Origin of the sequence: Streptomyces sp. PTY087I2, assembly GCF_001687325.1 — a bacterium.
Classification (GTDB): Bacteria; Actinomycetota; Actinomycetes; order Streptomycetales; family Streptomycetaceae; genus Streptomyces.
This window is the reverse complement of record NZ_LZRD01000001.1, coordinates 185,993-200,951: the sequence shown is the minus strand read 5'-3', so window position 1 is coordinate 200,951 and position 14,959 is coordinate 185,993. Positions and strand designations below refer to the sequence as shown.

Sequence of the window (14,959 nt, the reverse complement as noted above, 5' to 3'; positions counted from 1 at the left end):
CCGGACCGGCGTCGGCACACCACCGACCGGCATCCAGGAGGAGCCCGAGCATGACCGAGCCGGCGCGCCGTCGCACTCGCCCTGCCCCGGGGCACCGCCGGTGAATGCCCTGGTCCAGGTCGCGTCGCCGGACGGAGCCGCCGTCATCGGCACCGCCCAGCAGGTCGCCGACCTGGTGGCCACCTTCGCCTTCGGGGTCTCCGGCGCTCTGCTGGCCGTGCGCAAGGGGTACGACTTCATCGGCCTGAGCGTCCTGGCCTTCGCGACGGCCTTCGGCGGCGGCGTCATCCGGGACGTGATCATCAACAAAGGAGTCCCCGTCGCCTTCGTCGACCCGCAATACGTGTGGGTCTCCCTGGCCGCCGCCGTGATCATCTTCGTCATCGATCCCCCCGCCCGCCTCACCCACTGGCCACTGAACATCGCCGACGCCGTCGGCCTGGCCCTGTTCTGCGTCACCGGCACCCTCACCGCCCACCGCAACGGCCTGGCCGCCGTCCCCTCCGCCCTGCTGGGCATCCTCACCGCCATCGGCGGCGGCATCATCCGCGACCTGCTGGCCAACCGCACCCCACCGGTCCTGCGCCCCGACCAGGACCTCTACGCGGTCCCCGCCATCATCGGCGCCACCATCAGCGCACTCCTGCTCCACTTCGACAGCTACAACACCCTCACCGGCGGAGCCGCGTTCCTCGTCGCGCTCTCCGTCCGCCTGCTGGCCCTGCGCTTCCACTGGCACACCACCGTCGCCGTCGCCAAAACCCTCCGCAGACCCAAGCGGTGACAGGCCACCGTGGGGCCGTGCCGCCTTCGGAGAAAAGTCCGTGTCCCCGGGCTCGCCGCGCGAGGCGAAGCCGTTCGCCCTGGTGGGGCGGGGGTGCGTCGGCCCTGGAATCCCGTTGCCCCGGTGTCCGTCCAACGGGCACGCTTCCGGCATGCGATTCCCCGCCGAAGCCCGCCGCGACGTCCACGTCCGCTACACCCGGCCGAGCTGTATGGGCGGGTTCGCCTGGTTCACCGTGGATTTCGAGCCGCTCCCGGACGGGCGGCTCGGCTTCGAGTTCGTCAATCCGCTCGGTCCGGAGGACATCGACGCGGAGTGCGCGCAGGCGGTGAGCGACGGGATACTGCTGTGGCTGATCGGAGCAGGACCGCAGAACGTCAACTTCGACCGCCCGCCCCTCCCCACGGCGACGGAACTCGCGGCGGGAGTGCCCGTCCGCCCGGACGCCGGGCCGGGGTTCATCGCCCTGCGCGCCGTACTCCGGCACTCACGCCTGCACCCCGTCGACTCCCTGCCCTGGACCCATGCGCGCGCCGGGTGGCGGGCCGCGGACAAGAGCTGGCGGGGCGCGGAGGCGAGCGACGACCCGATGGATCGTGCGCCGTAGCGTCGTGCGGTCCCCGCGGAGCCGACGGGCCGGACCGGTCTCTCCCGTGCCGGTCGTCAGCTGCTGAGGTCGAAAACGCCCCACTCGGTGAACGGTTCGGCCTGGACGTAGATCCTGCTGCCCCGGCCGACATCGGTCTGCTTGACGGATGTCTCGGCGAGCTCTGCGTGGACGAGTCGGTCCTGCTCTTCGCCGTAGCCACCGTAGAAGGCCACTCGTTCACCGTGGACGGCCACCGCCTTCGCTCCCCGCACCTGGTTCGTATCTCGACGAGCGGGAAGTCCGTGTACGGGCAGGCCCAGACGGCGGTGCCCGACACGTTCAGGGCGTAGCAGTCGAACAGGGTGTCGAAGGGCGGGACATCGCCGCCGGGCTGCGGAACATGCTCGCCGAGCAGCCAGTGGGCGGCGCCGAAGACATCGACGGTACTCGTCAGGACGTGGAGGCTGTGGTGCGCTCGGGGGAGGCGGGCGTAGGGCATGAGGGCGGTCCGGACGCCACGGCCCTTTCTGGTCGTCACGGGGTGGATCCTCGCCGACGCTCGAACCTTCGGCAGCGCTCATCCGGCCGCGGCGAGGGATTCGCCGCGGCCGGAGGGGCCGGCAGGTGCCGGTGGGGGAGGGTCAGGCGGCCGTCCGGCCGTCGCGGCGCGCCGCGTGTTCCCGGACGAGCTCCGCGTACCGGAGTCCGCTGCTCTTGACCGTACGGCGCTGGGTCGCGTAGTCCACGTGGACCAGGCCGAACCGTTTGTCGTAGCCGTACGCCCACTCGAAGTTGTCCATCAGGGACCAGGCGAAGTACCCGGCCAGCGGAGCCCCCTTGGCGACCGCGCGGGCGCAGGCGGCCAGGTGCTCCTCCAGATAGCGGACGCGCTCCGGGTCGTGCACCGAGCCGTCCGCCGCGACGACGTCCTCGTACGCCGAACCGTTCTCGGTGACGTAGATCCGCCCGACGCCGTACTCCTCGGTCAGCCGCAGCAGCAGCTGCTCCAGGCCCTCCGCGTGGACCTCCCAGTCCATGTGGGTGAGCCGGGCGCCGGGGACGGAGACCTGCTTGGCCCGGGGTGCGGTTCCGTCGGGGTCGGCGGTGACGATCTGGCGGAAGTAGTAGTTGAGCCCCAGCCAGTCCAGCGGGGCCGCGATCGTCTCCAGGTCGCCGGGCTGAACCGGGAGTTCTACGCCGTACTCCTCCACCATGTCCTGTGGGTAGCCGCGCCCCAGGATCGGGTCCAGCCACCAGCGGTTGATGTGGCCGTCGGCGCGGCGGGCGGCGGCGAGGTCGGCCTCGCTCGCGCTCGCCGGCTCGATCGGGCTGAGGTTGTTGACGATGCCGACCCGGGCGTCCGAGGAGGCGGCCCGGATCGCCCGAACCGCGAGGCCGTGGCCCAGGTGCAGGTGGTAGGAGGCGCGCACGGCGGCGGTCAGGTCGGTGAGGCCCGGTGCCATCCGGCCCTCCAGGTGTCCGATCCACGCCGAGCACAGCGGCTCGTTGAGCGTCGCCCAGTCCTTGACCCGGTCGCCCAGGCGCTCCACCACATGGGAGGCGTACGCCGCGAAGTGCTCCGAGGTCTCCCGTACGGTCCAGCCGCCCCGGTCCTGGAGCACCTGCGGCAGGTCCCAGTGGTAGAGCGTGGCGAACGGGGTGACGCCCGCCTCCAGCAGGCCGTCCACGAGCCGGTCGTAGAAGTCCAGGCCCGCCTTGTTGACCGGCCCGTCGCCGCCGGGCACGACGCGCGGCCAGGCGATCGAGAAGCGGTAGGCGTCCGCGCCGAGTTGCTTGATCAGGCCGATGTCCTCGGGCACCCGGTGGTAGTGGTCGCAGGCGATGTCACCGGTTTCGCCGCCGTCGACCTTGCCGGGGGTGTGCGAGAACGTGTCCCAGATGGAGGGGGAGCGGCCGTCCTCGGCCACGGCTCCCTCGATCTGGTACGCGGCGGTGGCGACACCCCAGGTGAAGTCGGCCGGGAGTGCGGTGAGGTCGGACACGTACTGCCTTTCTGTGGAGGTCACTTGACGGCTCCTGCGGTGAGACCGGCCACCAGGTAGCGCTGGAGCAGCAGGAACCCGACGACGATCGGGACGCTGACGACGAGGGACGCGGCCATGACCTGGTTCCAGTACACGTCGTTCTGCGTGGCGTAGCCCTGGAGGCCGACGGAGAGGGTCCGGGTCTCGTCGTTCGTCATGACGGAGGCGAAGAGCACTTCGCCCCAGGCCGTCATGAAGGAGTAGACGGAGACCGCGACGATCCCCGGCACCGCTGCCGGCACGACGACCTGGAAGAGCGCGCGGACCGGTCCGCAGCCGTCCACCAGGGCCGCCTCGTCGAGGTCGCGGGGGATGGAGTCGAAGTAGCCGATCAGCATCCAGATGGAGAACGGCAGCGAGAACGTGAGGTAGGTGAGGATGAGTCCGCCGCGCGAGCCGTACAGCGCGACGCCGGTGCTGTTGCCGATGTTGACGAAGATGAGGAACAGCGGGAGCAGGAAGAGGATCCCCGGGAACATCTGCGTGGACAGCACGGTGACGGTGAAGACCCGCTTGCCCCGGAACCGGTAGCGGCTCACCGCGTACGCCGAGAACACCGCGATCGTCACCGACAGCACCGTCGCCGAGCCCGCCACGATCAGCGAGTTGACGAAGTACTTGGCGAGCGGAACGGTCTCCCAGATGTCGAAGTACGGCTGGACCGTCAGCGTCGACGGGAGCCACTGGAACTTCCCCGACACGTCCTGGAGCGGCTTCAGCGAGCTGCTGACCATGACGTAGACCGGCAGCAGGACGAACCCGGCGAGCAGGGTCAGGATGATGCGCCGGGTCCACAGGAAAGACTGCGGGGCCGCCATCGGCGAGCGGGCCCGCGACCGGGCGGTGCGGGTCGGCCGCGTGAGGCTAGACATCGGCGCCCTTCCTTCCGCGCGAGGTGAAGAACAGGTAGACGGCCGTCACGATCAGCAGGAACAGCAGCAGCAGGACGGACATCGCCGATCCGGTGCCGAAGTTCCAGGTGACGAACGACGACTGGTAGATGTGGATCGAGATCAGGTCCGCGTTCTCCGGCGCCGACTTCCCGAACAGCACGAACGGGGTGTTGAAGTCGTTGAACGTCCACAGGAAGAGCACCAGGACCAGTACCTGGTTGACCGGGCGCAGCGAGGGCAGCGTGATGCGGCGGATCTGCTGCCAGATGCCCGCGCCGTCGATCGAGGCGGCCTCGTACAGCTCGCGCGGGATGTTCTGGAGCCCGGCCATCAGCATGAGGAAGGCGAACGGCCAGCCCTTCCACACCGAGACGATGATCAGGGTGTAGAGGCTGTTGTCGCCGATCAGCCAGAACGACGGCTCGTCCGTGATGCCGAGCTGGTCGTGCAGGACGTGGTTGATCATCCCGTTGTCCCGCTGGAACATGAACGCCCAGGTGATGACCGCCGCGTAGACCGGCAGGGCGTACGGGACCAGGAAGATCGTCCGCAGCACGCCCCGGCCCCGGAAGCTCTCCTGGAGCAGGATCGCCGCTGCTGTGCCGAGCAGCCAGGCCAGACCGACGGAGAAGAACGTGAAGACGCAGGTGACGAAGAACGAGTGGAGCAGGGCCTCACCGATCGGCGCGTTGACATCGACGGCGATCTTGTAGTTGTCGAGGCCGGACCAGGGCGCGGCGCCCCAGTTGTTGATGAAGAACTGCGTGAGCTGCCGGAAGCTCATCACGATCCCGATGACCATCGGGATGATGTGGATGAGGAGTTCCAGCAGGACGGCGGGCAGAAGCAGGAGATAGGGCAGTCCGCCTTGGCGGATCCGGTCGGGGATGCGCGGCAGTCTCCCGCGCGCACCCCCGGTGCCCCGGCTCGTACCCCTGCCGGTCGACTTGTCGACCTCGGGGTCCGTGGTGACGGTGGCGGTCATGGATCAGGGCCTCACTGCTGCATCGTCTGCTGGGCCTTTTCCAGGCGCGCCTTGACGGACTCCTCGGTCACGGGGCGTCCGGCCGCCGCGTCCGCCCACAGCTCCTTGACGGCCGTGCCCACGGCCGTCTCGAACTGCGACTCGTTGGGGACCTGGGGGAGCGGGGCGGCGCTGGTGGCGAGGGTGTCGCGCAGGACCTTGAGGTCGGGGGCGCCGAACGCGTCGTCGGCCTGGGCGGCCTTGACCGGCGGGATGGAACCGTAGGTCTTGTTGAGCAGCTTCTGCTCGGCGTCGCTCGTCATGAACTTCACGAACTTCTTCGCGCCGTCGATGTTCTTGCTGTTCTTGAACACCGCCATGTTGATGCCGGCGACCATGGAGTTGACCTGCTTGCCGGTCCCCGGGGCGCCCGAGGGGACCGGCACCGGGGCCGCGCCCCAGTCCTCCGGCTTCATGCCCTGGGCGGCGAAGGTGGAGGCGGCCGCCTGCCACAGCACCATCGCCGTCTTGCCCTTGGCGAAGTCGGTGAGCGACTGGTTCTGGGCGTACTCGGCGTTGCCCGGGGCGATGATCTTGTCCTTGGCCATGAAGTCGATGTACTGCTTCACCGCCGCGACCGCACCGTCCGAGGTGAACGTCGCCTTGCCGTCCTGGTCGAAGAAGTCGGCGCCGTGCTGCTGGCCCAGGACGAAGGTCTGGTGGATGTTGTTGGAGAGGTTGCCGCCCTCGGCGCCAAGCCCCCACTTGCCGTCCTTGGATATCTTCTTGCCGGTCGCGACCAGCTCGTCCCAGGTGGCCGGCGGCTTCTCGATGCCCGCCTCGGCGAACATCTTCTTGTTGTAGTAGAGGGCGTACGCCAGCGAGTACAGCGGCACGGCGGCGGGCGGCTCGCCCTCCTTGCCGGCCGAGGCGACCGCCGAGTCGACGAAGCGGTCCCGGCCGCCGATCGCCTCGAAGTTCTTGTCGTCCCACGGCAGGAGCGCGCCGGTCGCCTGGAGCGAGGCCGACCAGGTGTTGCCGATGTTCAGCACGTCCGGGCCCTGACCGGAGGTGGTGGCGGCGAGGATCCGGTTCAGCAGGTCGGCCCACGGCACGACCTCCAGCTTCACCTTGATCCCGGTCTCCTTCTCGAACTTCTTCAGCTCGGGAGTGAGGATCTTCTTGTCGGCCTCGATGCTGGGGCCCTGGTTGGACGCCCAGTACGTGAGGGTCTTCGGCGACTCGTTGCCGCCGCCCGACGTGGTTCCCCCACCACAGCCGGTGGCGGCCACGGCGATGGAGAGGGCGAGGGTGACGGCGCTTGCGGCTCTGAGATGACGCATGAGAGGTGGCCCCTTTCCGGGGGTGGCTGCGTTCGGGAACCGAACGGCCTCCATGACTTAATTTATGCCGTGATTTAAGAGGTGAGAGAAGGTCGCGTCAAGGGCTTGGGCCGGGGTATGTTCCTGGACGGGAAGGAGCACCATGGCCGAGCGCAACAGACGAACCGTGCGTGACCTGCGGCGGGGCAACCGGGCGCGCGTATTGCAACGGTTGTATTTCGACGGCCCGCTGAGCCGTCAGGAGCTCGGCCCGGTCACGGGCCTGAGTTCAGGCTCCATCAGCAACGTCGTCGCGGAGCTGTCCGCCGAGGGCCTGCTGGAGGAGGCGGGCGTCGTCGACTCCGACGGCGGCCGCCCCCGTACGCTGTTGCGCGTCGCCCCGGACGGCGGCCTCCTCGTCGGTATCGACATCGGCGAGACCCGCGTCCGCGTCGAGCTGTTCGACCTCTCGCTCACCGAACTGGCCCGCACGGAACGGCTGCTGGCCCAGCACGGTTACGACGTCGAGCGCATCGTCGGCCATGTCCGCACCGGTGTCGCGGACGTGCTGCGCGACGCGGGCGCCGATCCGCGCCGGCTCCTCGGCATCGGGATCGGGGTCCCCGGCATCATCGAGCGCGACGGCCCGGAAGGACCCGACGGCACGCGCGGCGCGGTGGTGCACGGCCAGACGATCGGCTGGCGCGCGGTCCCCTTCGAACAGCTGCTGCGCGAGGCGGTCGACGTACCGCCCGAGGTGCCGCTCTTCATCGACAACGGCGCCAAGACGCTCGGCCAGGCCGAGATGTGGTTCGGCGGCGGCCGGGGCGCGGGCGCCGCCGCCATCGCCCTGATCGGCTCGGGTGTCGGCGCTTGCGTCGACCATGGCGACATCCTCGACGAGGACCGCACCAGCCTCGCCCTCGAATGGGGCCACACCACCGTCCAGCTGCGCGGCCGCCGGTGCCGCTGCGGCTCCATCGGCTGCCTGGAGGCGTACGCGGGCGCGGAGGCCCTGCGCGAGCGCTGGCGGGAGGCGGGCGGCCCGCTGCCCGAGGACGCCGACGACGAGACCGCGCTCGCGGCCCTGCTCGCCGCCGCCTACCCGGCACGCCGGGGCGCCACCCCGGACCCAGTCGCCCTCGCCCTGCTCGACGAGACGGCCGAATGCCTCGGCGCGGCCCTCGCCGACCTGGTGAACCTCTTCCTGCCCGAGCGGATCCTGATCGGCGGCTGGGCGGGCCTGCTCCTCGGCCCCCGCCTGCTCCCGGAGATCCGCCGGTACGCGAACGAGTACGCCCTGAGCCACGCGGCGGCCCGCATCACGATCGAGATGGGACGCCTCGGCCCGGACGCGGTCACCGTGGGCGCGGCGACGCTCCCGCTCGCGGACTTCCTGACCCGCGGCGGCAGCCGCCCGGAGCCGGGCGGCACCGGCGCGCCACCGCGTACGGCCGTGGACGCGGTACGGGAACGGCATCGGTCCTCGGTCAACTGAGGGGGCGGGGGAGGAGGGTAGCGGTCATGAACCGCGTCCTCGCGTACGTCGGTGAGCACCCGCCCCCGGTCGGTGCGTCCCCGCCCGGCACACCCTAGGCCGACCCCCGTACCACCAGCTCCGGTTCGAAGATCACTGACGTCACCGGGCCGTCCGGGCGGGCCAGTCGGTCCAGCAGCAGGCGTGTCATCTCGGCGGCCATTCCCTCCACCGGCTGGCGGACCGTGGTCAGCGGCGGGCGGCAGGCCAGGGCCGCGCTGCTGTCGTCGAAGCCGACCACCGCGACGTCCCCCGGCACCGAGCGGCCGTGCTCCCGCAGGACGTGGCAGGCCCCCAGCGCCATCAGGTCGTTGGCGGCGAAGACCCCGTCCAGGTCCGGGTGTTCCGCCAGCAGCCGTTCCATCGCCGCCTCGCCGCTCTCCTGGGTGAACTGCCCCTCGACGATGGGGATGTACGGGTTCCCGTGGCGCGCCATCGTGTCCCGGAACCCGGTCAGGCGCGCCTGCCCCGCCGGTACGTCCAGCGGGCCGCTGATCGTCGCTATCCGGCGGCAGCCCCGGCCGAGCAGATGCTCGGCCGCCAGCCGCGCGCCGTCCTGGTGCGCCAGATCGACATAGCTGACCGGGACCGGCCGCGCCGGGCGGGCGAACAGGACGGCCGCCAGGCCCGCTTCGGCGATCAGGGCGGGCAGCGGATCCTCGGCGTGCGTCGAGACGACCAGGGCGCCGTCCGCGCTGCCCTGCCGGAGGTACGCCACCACCTCCTCGCGCGCCCGCGAGGACTCCGCGAACATCAGCACCGGGTGCATCCCGCGCGGCCGCAGGTAGTTGACCACTCCGGTCACCACCCGGCCGAAGAACGGGTCGGCGAAGACCTGCGCGGTGAAGGAGCTCCCGTCCCCGTCCCCGGATGTACCGGCCTCCTTGGCTCCGGAGGCCCCTGCCGCCCCGCCGTCGGGGGCCTCCCGCGTCGCCTCCGGCTCGACGCCCGCGCCCGACACCACGAGGGCCACGGCATCGGCCCGCCGTGTGACCAGGGACCTGGCCGCCCGGTTCGGGGTGTAGCCCGTGACGGAGACCGCCTGCCGCACGGCCTCCTGGATCACCGGGTCGACATTGCGTACCCCGTTGATGACCCGGGAGACGGTGGCGCGTGAGACACCGGCCGCTCGCGCCACGTCCTCCAGGGTGGGTGCTCCGGCCGCCCGCCGATCATCCGTCATGGGCGCCTTTATAGCACTAACGGAGAGCGCTCTCCACGAGTCGGTCGCCCGGCAGCCGGTCAGGCCAGCGAACCACCCGTCGCGTCGATCCAGTGGCCCGTGATCCACCGGCCGTCGTCCGAGGCGAGGAAGGCCACGACATCGGCGATCTCGGCGGGGGTGCCGACCTTCCCCAGGGTGGACAAGGCCTCCGCGCCCGCCCAGGCCTCGTCGCTGGCGCGCAGCCGGTCCGAGGTGGAGTCGGTGTCCACGAGCCCCGGGGCCACCGCGTTGACGGTGATGCCCCGGCTGCCCAGCACCTTCGACAGGTACCGCGTGAACACGTCCAGCGCGCCCTTGGTCATGGCGTAGGCGATCAGGTCCGGCATCATCGCCGCGTGGCTGAGGCCCGTCGAGATGTTGATGACGCGTCCGCCGTCCCGCAGCCGGTCCAGTCCCAGCCGCGTGAGGAAGAACGGCGCCTTCGTGTTGACGGCGAACAGCCGGTCGTACTCCTCCTCCTCGATCTGCGCGAAGTCCTGCGAAGCGCCTATCCCGGCGTTGTTGACGAGGATGTCCACGCCGTCCGCGTGCTCGTCGAAGGCGGCCCAGAGCGCGGCGGCGGAGCCCGGATCCGCCAGGTCCGCACGCAGCGGGAACGCCGTGCCGCCCGCCTCCTCGATCGCGGCCACGGTCTTCAGGGCCGCCGCCTCGTCGCGGCCGTAGTGCACGCCGACGACCGCTCCGTCCCGGCCCAGCCGTTCGGCGATACCCCGTCCGATGCCCCTGCTGCCGCCGGTGACCAGTGCCGTCTTTCCCGTGAGCGAGCCCATGGCTCCGCCCTCCCCTTTTGTGATGAGCGATGTGTGTGATGAGCGATTTTATTAGCGGTCGCTACAGAAGTGACCGTAACACGTTCTCTAGTGGTCGCTATAGAATTGGCGCATGGTGACGAAGCAGCGCGGCAGGCCACGGTCGTTCGACCGGGAGGCCGCTCTCCGGCAGGCGACGCTGACCTTCTGGGAGCAGGGGTACGAGGCGACCTCGATCGCGGACCTGACCCGCGTGATGGGCATCGCCGCGCCGAGTCTGTACGCCGCGTTCGGCGACAAGCGGACGCTGTTCGACGAGGTCGTCGAGGCGTACGGAACCCTCTTCGGCGGTTTCGGCGCCCGGGCCCTCGCCGAGGAGCCGACCGCCCGCCGGGTCTTCGCGCGGATGCTGCGCGAAGCGGCGAAGGAGTACACGGAGCCCGGCCGGCCGCACGGCTGCATGGTGCTCAGCGCCGCCGAGAACTGCTCGTCACCGGAGGTGGTGGCGGTGCTGCGCGACCGACGCCTGCGGAACGTCAGCGAGTTCCGGCAGCGGATCCAGCAGGACGTCGACGCGGGAGTGCTCCCCGCGGACACCGACGCGGCGGCGCTCGCGCGCTGTACGGCGGCCGTCATCCAGGGGATGTCGCAGCAGGCCCGGGACGGCGCGAGCCGTGCGGAGCTGGAGGCGCTGGCGGAGACGGCCATGCGCGGCTGGCCGGAGGAGTCCCGGGAGGCCTGAACGCATCCGGGCGGGAGGCGCGTTCAGGGCGGCGGTATTCGGCCACGGATCGGCCGGGGGCGGCCGAGTATCACGTTTTGCTTGTGATCAGTCACGGTGCGGACCTACGTTGCCCCTTGCGAGATGTACCGAAGCCAGTGGGGAGCCACGTATGGCCGCGACCGGACGGCACCGCAGGTATCAGCCCAGTCGGATCAACCGTGCCTCGCTCACGGTGACGGCGGGCGGCGCGGGCATCGCGCTCCCGCTCATCACCGCGGCCTCGGCCGGTGCCGCGTCGAGCGATGTCTGGGAGAAGGTCGCCGCCTGCGAGTCCAGCGGCAATTGGGCCATCAACACCGGCAACGGCTATTACGGCGGGCTTCAGTTCAGCGGCTCCACCTGGGCCGCCTTCGGCGGCACGCAGTACGCGCCGCGCGCCGACCTCGCCACCCGTGAGCAGCAGATCGCCATCGCCGAACGGGTGCTGGCCGGCCAGGGTCCCGGAGCGTGGCCCACCTGTTCCGTACGGGCGGGGCTCACCCGGGGCGGCGACGCACCCGACACCACCCCCGGGACCGGGACCGCTCCGCAGAGCGCGGGCAGCCGGACGGCCCAGGCAGCGGCGGCCCCGCAAAGCACCCCGCCCAAACAGCCGCAGACCCGCCCCGCCGCCGCGACGCCCACCCATGTGCCGGGCAAGCGCGACGCGTACACCGTCGCGACCGGCGACTCCCTCTCCGGGATCGCGTCCGCCCAGCGGGTCCCCGGCGGCTGGCAGGGCCTCTACGCCGCCAACCGCACCGTCGTCGGGGACGACCCGGACCTGATCTTCCCCGGTCAGCGGCTCAGCCTGGACGGCAGCCGGGCGCCGAAGGCGGGGGAGGGCACGAGCGCCGGGAAGCCCGCACGGCAGACCGCGCCGAAGCCCTCGGCTGCCGCGCCCGGAACCAAGAAGGCGGACCAGCGCCGGGCCGAGCCCAAAAAGGAAGCCCCGAAGGAAGCCCCGAAACAGCAGGCTCCTGAGCAACAGGCGCCCAAGAAGGAAGCACCCAAGCAGGAGGCGCCGAAGAAGGCCGCCCCCAAGAAGGAGCAGCCCGCTCCGGAACGGGCCGTGCAGCACTCCGGATTCAGCGCCCCCGTCGCCGCCGGCACCGGCACCCCGTACCGCCAGGCCGGCTCCTGGTCCAGCGGCTACCACACCGGCGTGGACTTCCCCGTGCCCACCGGGACGTCGGTGAAGTCGGTGGCCCCGGGACAGGTCGTCTCGGCCGGCTGGGCCGGAGCGTACGGCTACGAGGTCGTCATCCGGCACGGCGACGGCAAGTACAGCCAGTACGCCCATCTCTCCGCGCTCCATGTGCGCGCCGGGCAGTCGGTCTCCGGCGGGCAGCGCATCGCCCGCTCCGGATCCACGGGCAACAGCACGGGCCCCCACCTGCACTTCGAGGTCCGCACGGGCCCGGGCTACGGCTCGGACGTCGACCCGCTCGCCTATCTGCGAGCAGGCGGCGTCAGGGTCTGACCGTCCACCTGCCTTCGGATTACCTCCGGGCAGGCGGCGTCAGGGTCTGAACCTTCCGCTCGGAGCGGGGGCGCCGCAGCGTGGCTCCGCCGCGCCGCTGCTGTTCCGCGAGCGGGCCCGGCGTACCGAACTCCACCTGCGGCACGGCGCGCCCCGGCGGCAGCGACGACGCCTTGGGCGCCGCGGGCAGCTGACCAGGCGCAGGTTCCGGCACGGCGGGCGACGGCGACGGACGCCCCGCCTCCACCACCTCCGCGCCACGGGCCACGTCCTCCGCGCCCGGACCGTCGGCCGGGACCGCGCGCCGGGCGCCGGAACCCACCGGCTCCGGGTTCGCCCGCGCCTCCTCGGCGTGTTCCCGGTGCATCCGCTCCCGCGTCAGCATGATCAGACCGGCGGCGGCCAGCGCCCCGCAGGAGAGGGCGAGAACGGTGCCGGGGACGCCGAGCCGGAAGTGCTCGCCGAACAGGGTGATGCCGATGGCGGCGGCCACCACCGGGTTGACCACCGTCACCGTCGCGAGCGGAGCCGTGAGCCCGGCGCCCCGGTACGCGGCCTGGGACAGGAACAGGCCCGCCGCGGCGAGCCCGGCGATCACCAGCAGCGGCAACGCACCCGAGCGCACCGAGCCGGACGTCCACTCCACGGCCACGGTCTTCGTGAACACCGAGGCCATACCGAACGCCGCGCCCGCGCCCGTGGCCAGGACGATGCTGCGCAGGACCGGCCGGCGCAGCGTACGGGAGAGGACGACGAGCGCGCCGACGGCCCCGAACGTCACCGAGGCCAGCAGCGCCTGCTCGGGACCGTTCAAGGTGTGCGGTTCGGCGTTCCCCGTGAGCGCCAGGAGGCCGCCGAGCCCGGCCGTCGCCATCAGCGCCCCGCGCCACGCCGTCGCCCCCGCGCGCCGCCCGACGAACAGGGCGGCCATCGGCAGGGCGAAGACGATCGTCAGCGCTCCGAGGGGCTGGACCAGGCTGAGCGGACCGTAGGCGAGCGCCACCACGTGCAGGACCGCGCCGACCCCGTTGAGGACGACGGCCACCCACCACACGCCGTTGCGCAGCAGGGCGTACCAGGCGTTGTCATCGGTCGCGGCCACGCGCTCCTGGATGATCGCCCCGCCCGCGTAGGCGACCGCGGAGATCAGTGACAGCAGCACGGACAACGCAAGGGAACTCATGTACACCACGATGTCCCGTCCGGGGCCCCACGTCGTCGTCCTTGAGTCTGCACTTCGGCCTACTGCCCCAGTAGTACGCCTGTTGGACCGACGTCCTCCTCCCGACGGTAGTCCTGCCGCCCCCAGACGTCAGAAGTTGGCGCCCGGCGGATACGGTGAGCCGCCGGGACGCCACAGTCGGTGTCCGCGGGACCGGTCACCGGAGCGGGGCCGCGGACGGACCGGAGACGGAGGGGGAGCAGGCCATGGACCTGGCACTACTGGCATCGGTCGGGGGATTCTTCGCGCTGCGGACCACCCCGGTGCCGGGCGGCGGGCACCGGCCGCTGGAGCGGTTGTACGCCGGTGAGAACGGTCCGCTCGCCGCGCGTGTCGACCGGGTCGCGGCGCGGCTCGAGGCCCCCGAGCGCAGGGTCGCCGCCTCCATCGCCCATCTCGGTCTGGCCGCGCGGCTTTGGTCCGTCGCCCTGGGCCCGGCCGCGCTGTTCGGGCGGATCCCCGCCCTGGCCCCCGGCGATCTGCACTGGGACCCGTCGGCCACCTCGCCCGACGACCTGTGGCTCGCGGGGACGGCTGAGCTGCCCGGCACGGCGGCCCGGATCCGCGAGGAGGTCCAGCATGGGCATCTGGTCCCGCTGGCCGAGGCGTTCCGGCGCGACGGGAACATCTCCCCGCAACTGCTGCGGGGCAACGAGGGATCCGCGCTCGCCGGGGCCGTACGCGAACTCGTCGCCTTCGCGCGCGCCCACGACCGGCCGGACGTGGCCGCACGGGCCCGCGCGCTGGCGGCCGAGCTCTTCGACGACGAGACGCTCCGCGACACCGGATTCCCGCACGGCCCGGCGTTCCGGCGGCGCAGCTGCTGCCTGTACTGGCGCTGCCCCGGCGGCGGGCTGTGCGGCGACTGCGTGTTCGACCGGGCGCCCGGCTCCGCGCGGGGCCGGGGCGTCACGTCGTAAAGAGGTCAGGAAGGCAGCACGACGTCTATGGCGTCGTCCACGGACGGCAGGACGGGCAGGGCGCTGTCGAGGCCGATCATGCCGATCAGACGCCGCATGAACGGGGACGGGGCCGCGAGACGCAGCCGGTCCCCGAGCGCGGTGTGCCCCTGGAGGAGCACGTTCACCGTCGTCGAGTCCGCGAAACCCACACCGGAGAGATCCACGACGACCGGGCCCGAGCCGTCGCCGGCCGCCGAGGTCAGCGCCAGGCCCAGGGGGGCGACGCTGTCGATGTCGAGGTCACCCGACACGGCGAGGACCAGAGCCCCGCGCTCCCGCCGGGTGGTGATTCTGACGGCTCTGTCCTCGTTGGGCGATGAAAGCACGGAAGGCACCTCGGGCGGGATCGGAAGGGAGCGGAGAGCCGTGTCGCCGGACGGGTCGGCAGCGTTCCGTCCCTGGTCGCGGCGGGGTAACGGGA

General features: G+C 71.6%; 15 protein-coding genes. 6 read left to right on the top strand and 9 right to left on the bottom strand.

Annotated elements, in window-relative coordinates:
* The first annotated feature begins 100 nt into the window (after window positions 1-100).
* Both A3Q37_RS00875 and A3Q37_RS00870 read left to right on the top strand, forming a co-directional pair.
* Window positions 101-784 (top strand): trimeric intracellular cation channel family protein, encoded by a 684-nt coding sequence (locus tag A3Q37_RS00875; protein ID WP_065476088.1) that lies wholly within the window; start codon window positions 101-103, stop codon window positions 782-784.
* A 151-nt stretch (window positions 785-935) separates the two neighbouring features.
* The gene (locus A3Q37_RS00870) at window positions 936-1,391 is read left to right on the top strand and encodes a hypothetical protein (RefSeq protein ID WP_065476085.1); all 456 of its coding nucleotides are present in this window, start codon (window positions 936-938) and stop codon (window positions 1,389-1,391) included.
* Window positions 1,392-1,447: 56 nt separating this feature from the next.
* On the opposite strand, the gene A3Q37_RS37530 is transcribed toward A3Q37_RS00870, so the two are convergent.
* The 5 genes from A3Q37_RS37530 to A3Q37_RS00845 form a co-directional block, all read right to left on the bottom strand.
* On the bottom strand, window positions 1,448-1,606 hold the full coding sequence (locus A3Q37_RS37530; protein WP_255311687.1) for a hypothetical protein: 159 nt from the start codon (window positions 1,604-1,606) through the stop codon (window positions 1,448-1,450).
* A 408-nt stretch (window positions 1,607-2,014) separates the two neighbouring features.
* A complete protein-coding gene (locus A3Q37_RS00860) occupies window positions 2,015-3,376 on the bottom strand; it encodes a GH1 family beta-glucosidase (RefSeq protein ID WP_065476080.1) in 1,362 nt (453 codons plus the stop codon).
* Window positions 3,377-3,396: 20 nt separating this feature from the next.
* The gene (locus tag A3Q37_RS00855) at window positions 3,397-4,290 is read right to left on the bottom strand and encodes a carbohydrate ABC transporter permease (protein ID WP_065476077.1); all 894 of its coding nucleotides are present in this window, start codon (window positions 4,288-4,290) and stop codon (window positions 3,397-3,399) included.
* Window positions 4,283-5,296, bottom strand: coding sequence for a carbohydrate ABC transporter permease (locus A3Q37_RS00850; protein WP_065476074.1), 1,014 nt, complete (start codon window positions 5,294-5,296; stop codon window positions 4,283-4,285). The genes A3Q37_RS00855 and A3Q37_RS00850 overlap by 8 nt, the downstream gene beginning before the upstream one ends.
* Window positions 5,297-5,307: 11 nt before the next feature.
* Complete coding sequence (locus A3Q37_RS00845) at window positions 5,308-6,618, bottom strand: sugar ABC transporter substrate-binding protein (protein WP_065476071.1); 1,311 nt, start codon at window positions 6,616-6,618, stop codon at window positions 5,308-5,310.
* A 142-nt stretch (window positions 6,619-6,760) separates the two neighbouring features.
* Between A3Q37_RS00845 and A3Q37_RS00840 the strand changes: the two genes are divergently transcribed.
* Window positions 6,761-8,095: an ROK family transcriptional regulator gene (locus tag A3Q37_RS00840; protein WP_065476067.1), complete on the top strand. Its 1,335-nt coding sequence runs from the start codon at window positions 6,761-6,763 to the stop codon at window positions 8,093-8,095.
* A gap of 94 nt (window positions 8,096-8,189) precedes the next feature.
* Here A3Q37_RS00840 and A3Q37_RS00835 read toward each other — a convergent pair whose 3' ends face one another.
* Window positions 8,190-9,317 carry a LacI family DNA-binding transcriptional regulator gene (locus A3Q37_RS00835; protein WP_065476064.1) on the bottom strand — a complete coding sequence of 376 codons (1,128 nt, stop codon included), beginning with the start codon at window positions 9,315-9,317 and terminating at the stop codon, window positions 8,190-8,192.
* A gap of 59 nt (window positions 9,318-9,376) precedes the next feature.
* Window positions 9,377-10,129, bottom strand: a complete 753-nt coding sequence (locus A3Q37_RS00830) for an SDR family oxidoreductase (protein WP_065476061.1) — start codon at window positions 10,127-10,129, stop codon at window positions 9,377-9,379.
* Window positions 10,130-10,241: 112 nt separating this feature from the next.
* Here A3Q37_RS00830 and A3Q37_RS00825 point away from each other — a divergent pair, with 112 nt between their 5' ends.
* Together A3Q37_RS00825 and A3Q37_RS00820 are read left to right on the top strand one after the other, a co-directional pair.
* Window positions 10,242-10,850: a TetR/AcrR family transcriptional regulator gene (locus A3Q37_RS00825; protein ID WP_065476059.1), complete on the top strand. Its 609-nt coding sequence runs from the start codon at window positions 10,242-10,244 to the stop codon at window positions 10,848-10,850.
* Window positions 10,851-11,001: 151 nt separating this feature from the next.
* The gene (locus A3Q37_RS00820) at window positions 11,002-12,354 is read left to right on the top strand and encodes a transglycosylase family protein (RefSeq protein ID WP_065476056.1); all 1,353 of its coding nucleotides are present in this window, start codon (window positions 11,002-11,004) and stop codon (window positions 12,352-12,354) included.
* Window positions 12,355-12,373: 19 nt separating this feature from the next.
* Here A3Q37_RS00820 and A3Q37_RS00815 read toward each other — a convergent pair whose 3' ends face one another.
* The gene (locus tag A3Q37_RS00815) at window positions 12,374-13,537 is read right to left on the bottom strand and encodes a DMT family transporter (RefSeq protein ID WP_065476714.1); all 1,164 of its coding nucleotides are present in this window, start codon (window positions 13,535-13,537) and stop codon (window positions 12,374-12,376) included.
* 245 nt (window positions 13,538-13,782) lie between these two features.
* Between A3Q37_RS00815 and A3Q37_RS00810 the strand changes: the two genes are divergently transcribed.
* Entirely contained in the window at window positions 13,783-14,496 is a 714-nt protein-coding gene (locus A3Q37_RS00810; protein ID WP_065476054.1) for a (2Fe-2S)-binding protein, read from the top strand.
* Between the two features lie 5 nt (window positions 14,497-14,501).
* Here the strand turns inward: A3Q37_RS00810 and A3Q37_RS00805 are convergent, their stop codons facing one another.
* Window positions 14,502-14,864, bottom strand: coding sequence for an STAS domain-containing protein (locus tag A3Q37_RS00805; protein WP_079137589.1), 363 nt, complete (start codon window positions 14,862-14,864; stop codon window positions 14,502-14,504).
* Window positions 14,865-14,959: the final 95 nt, after the last annotated feature.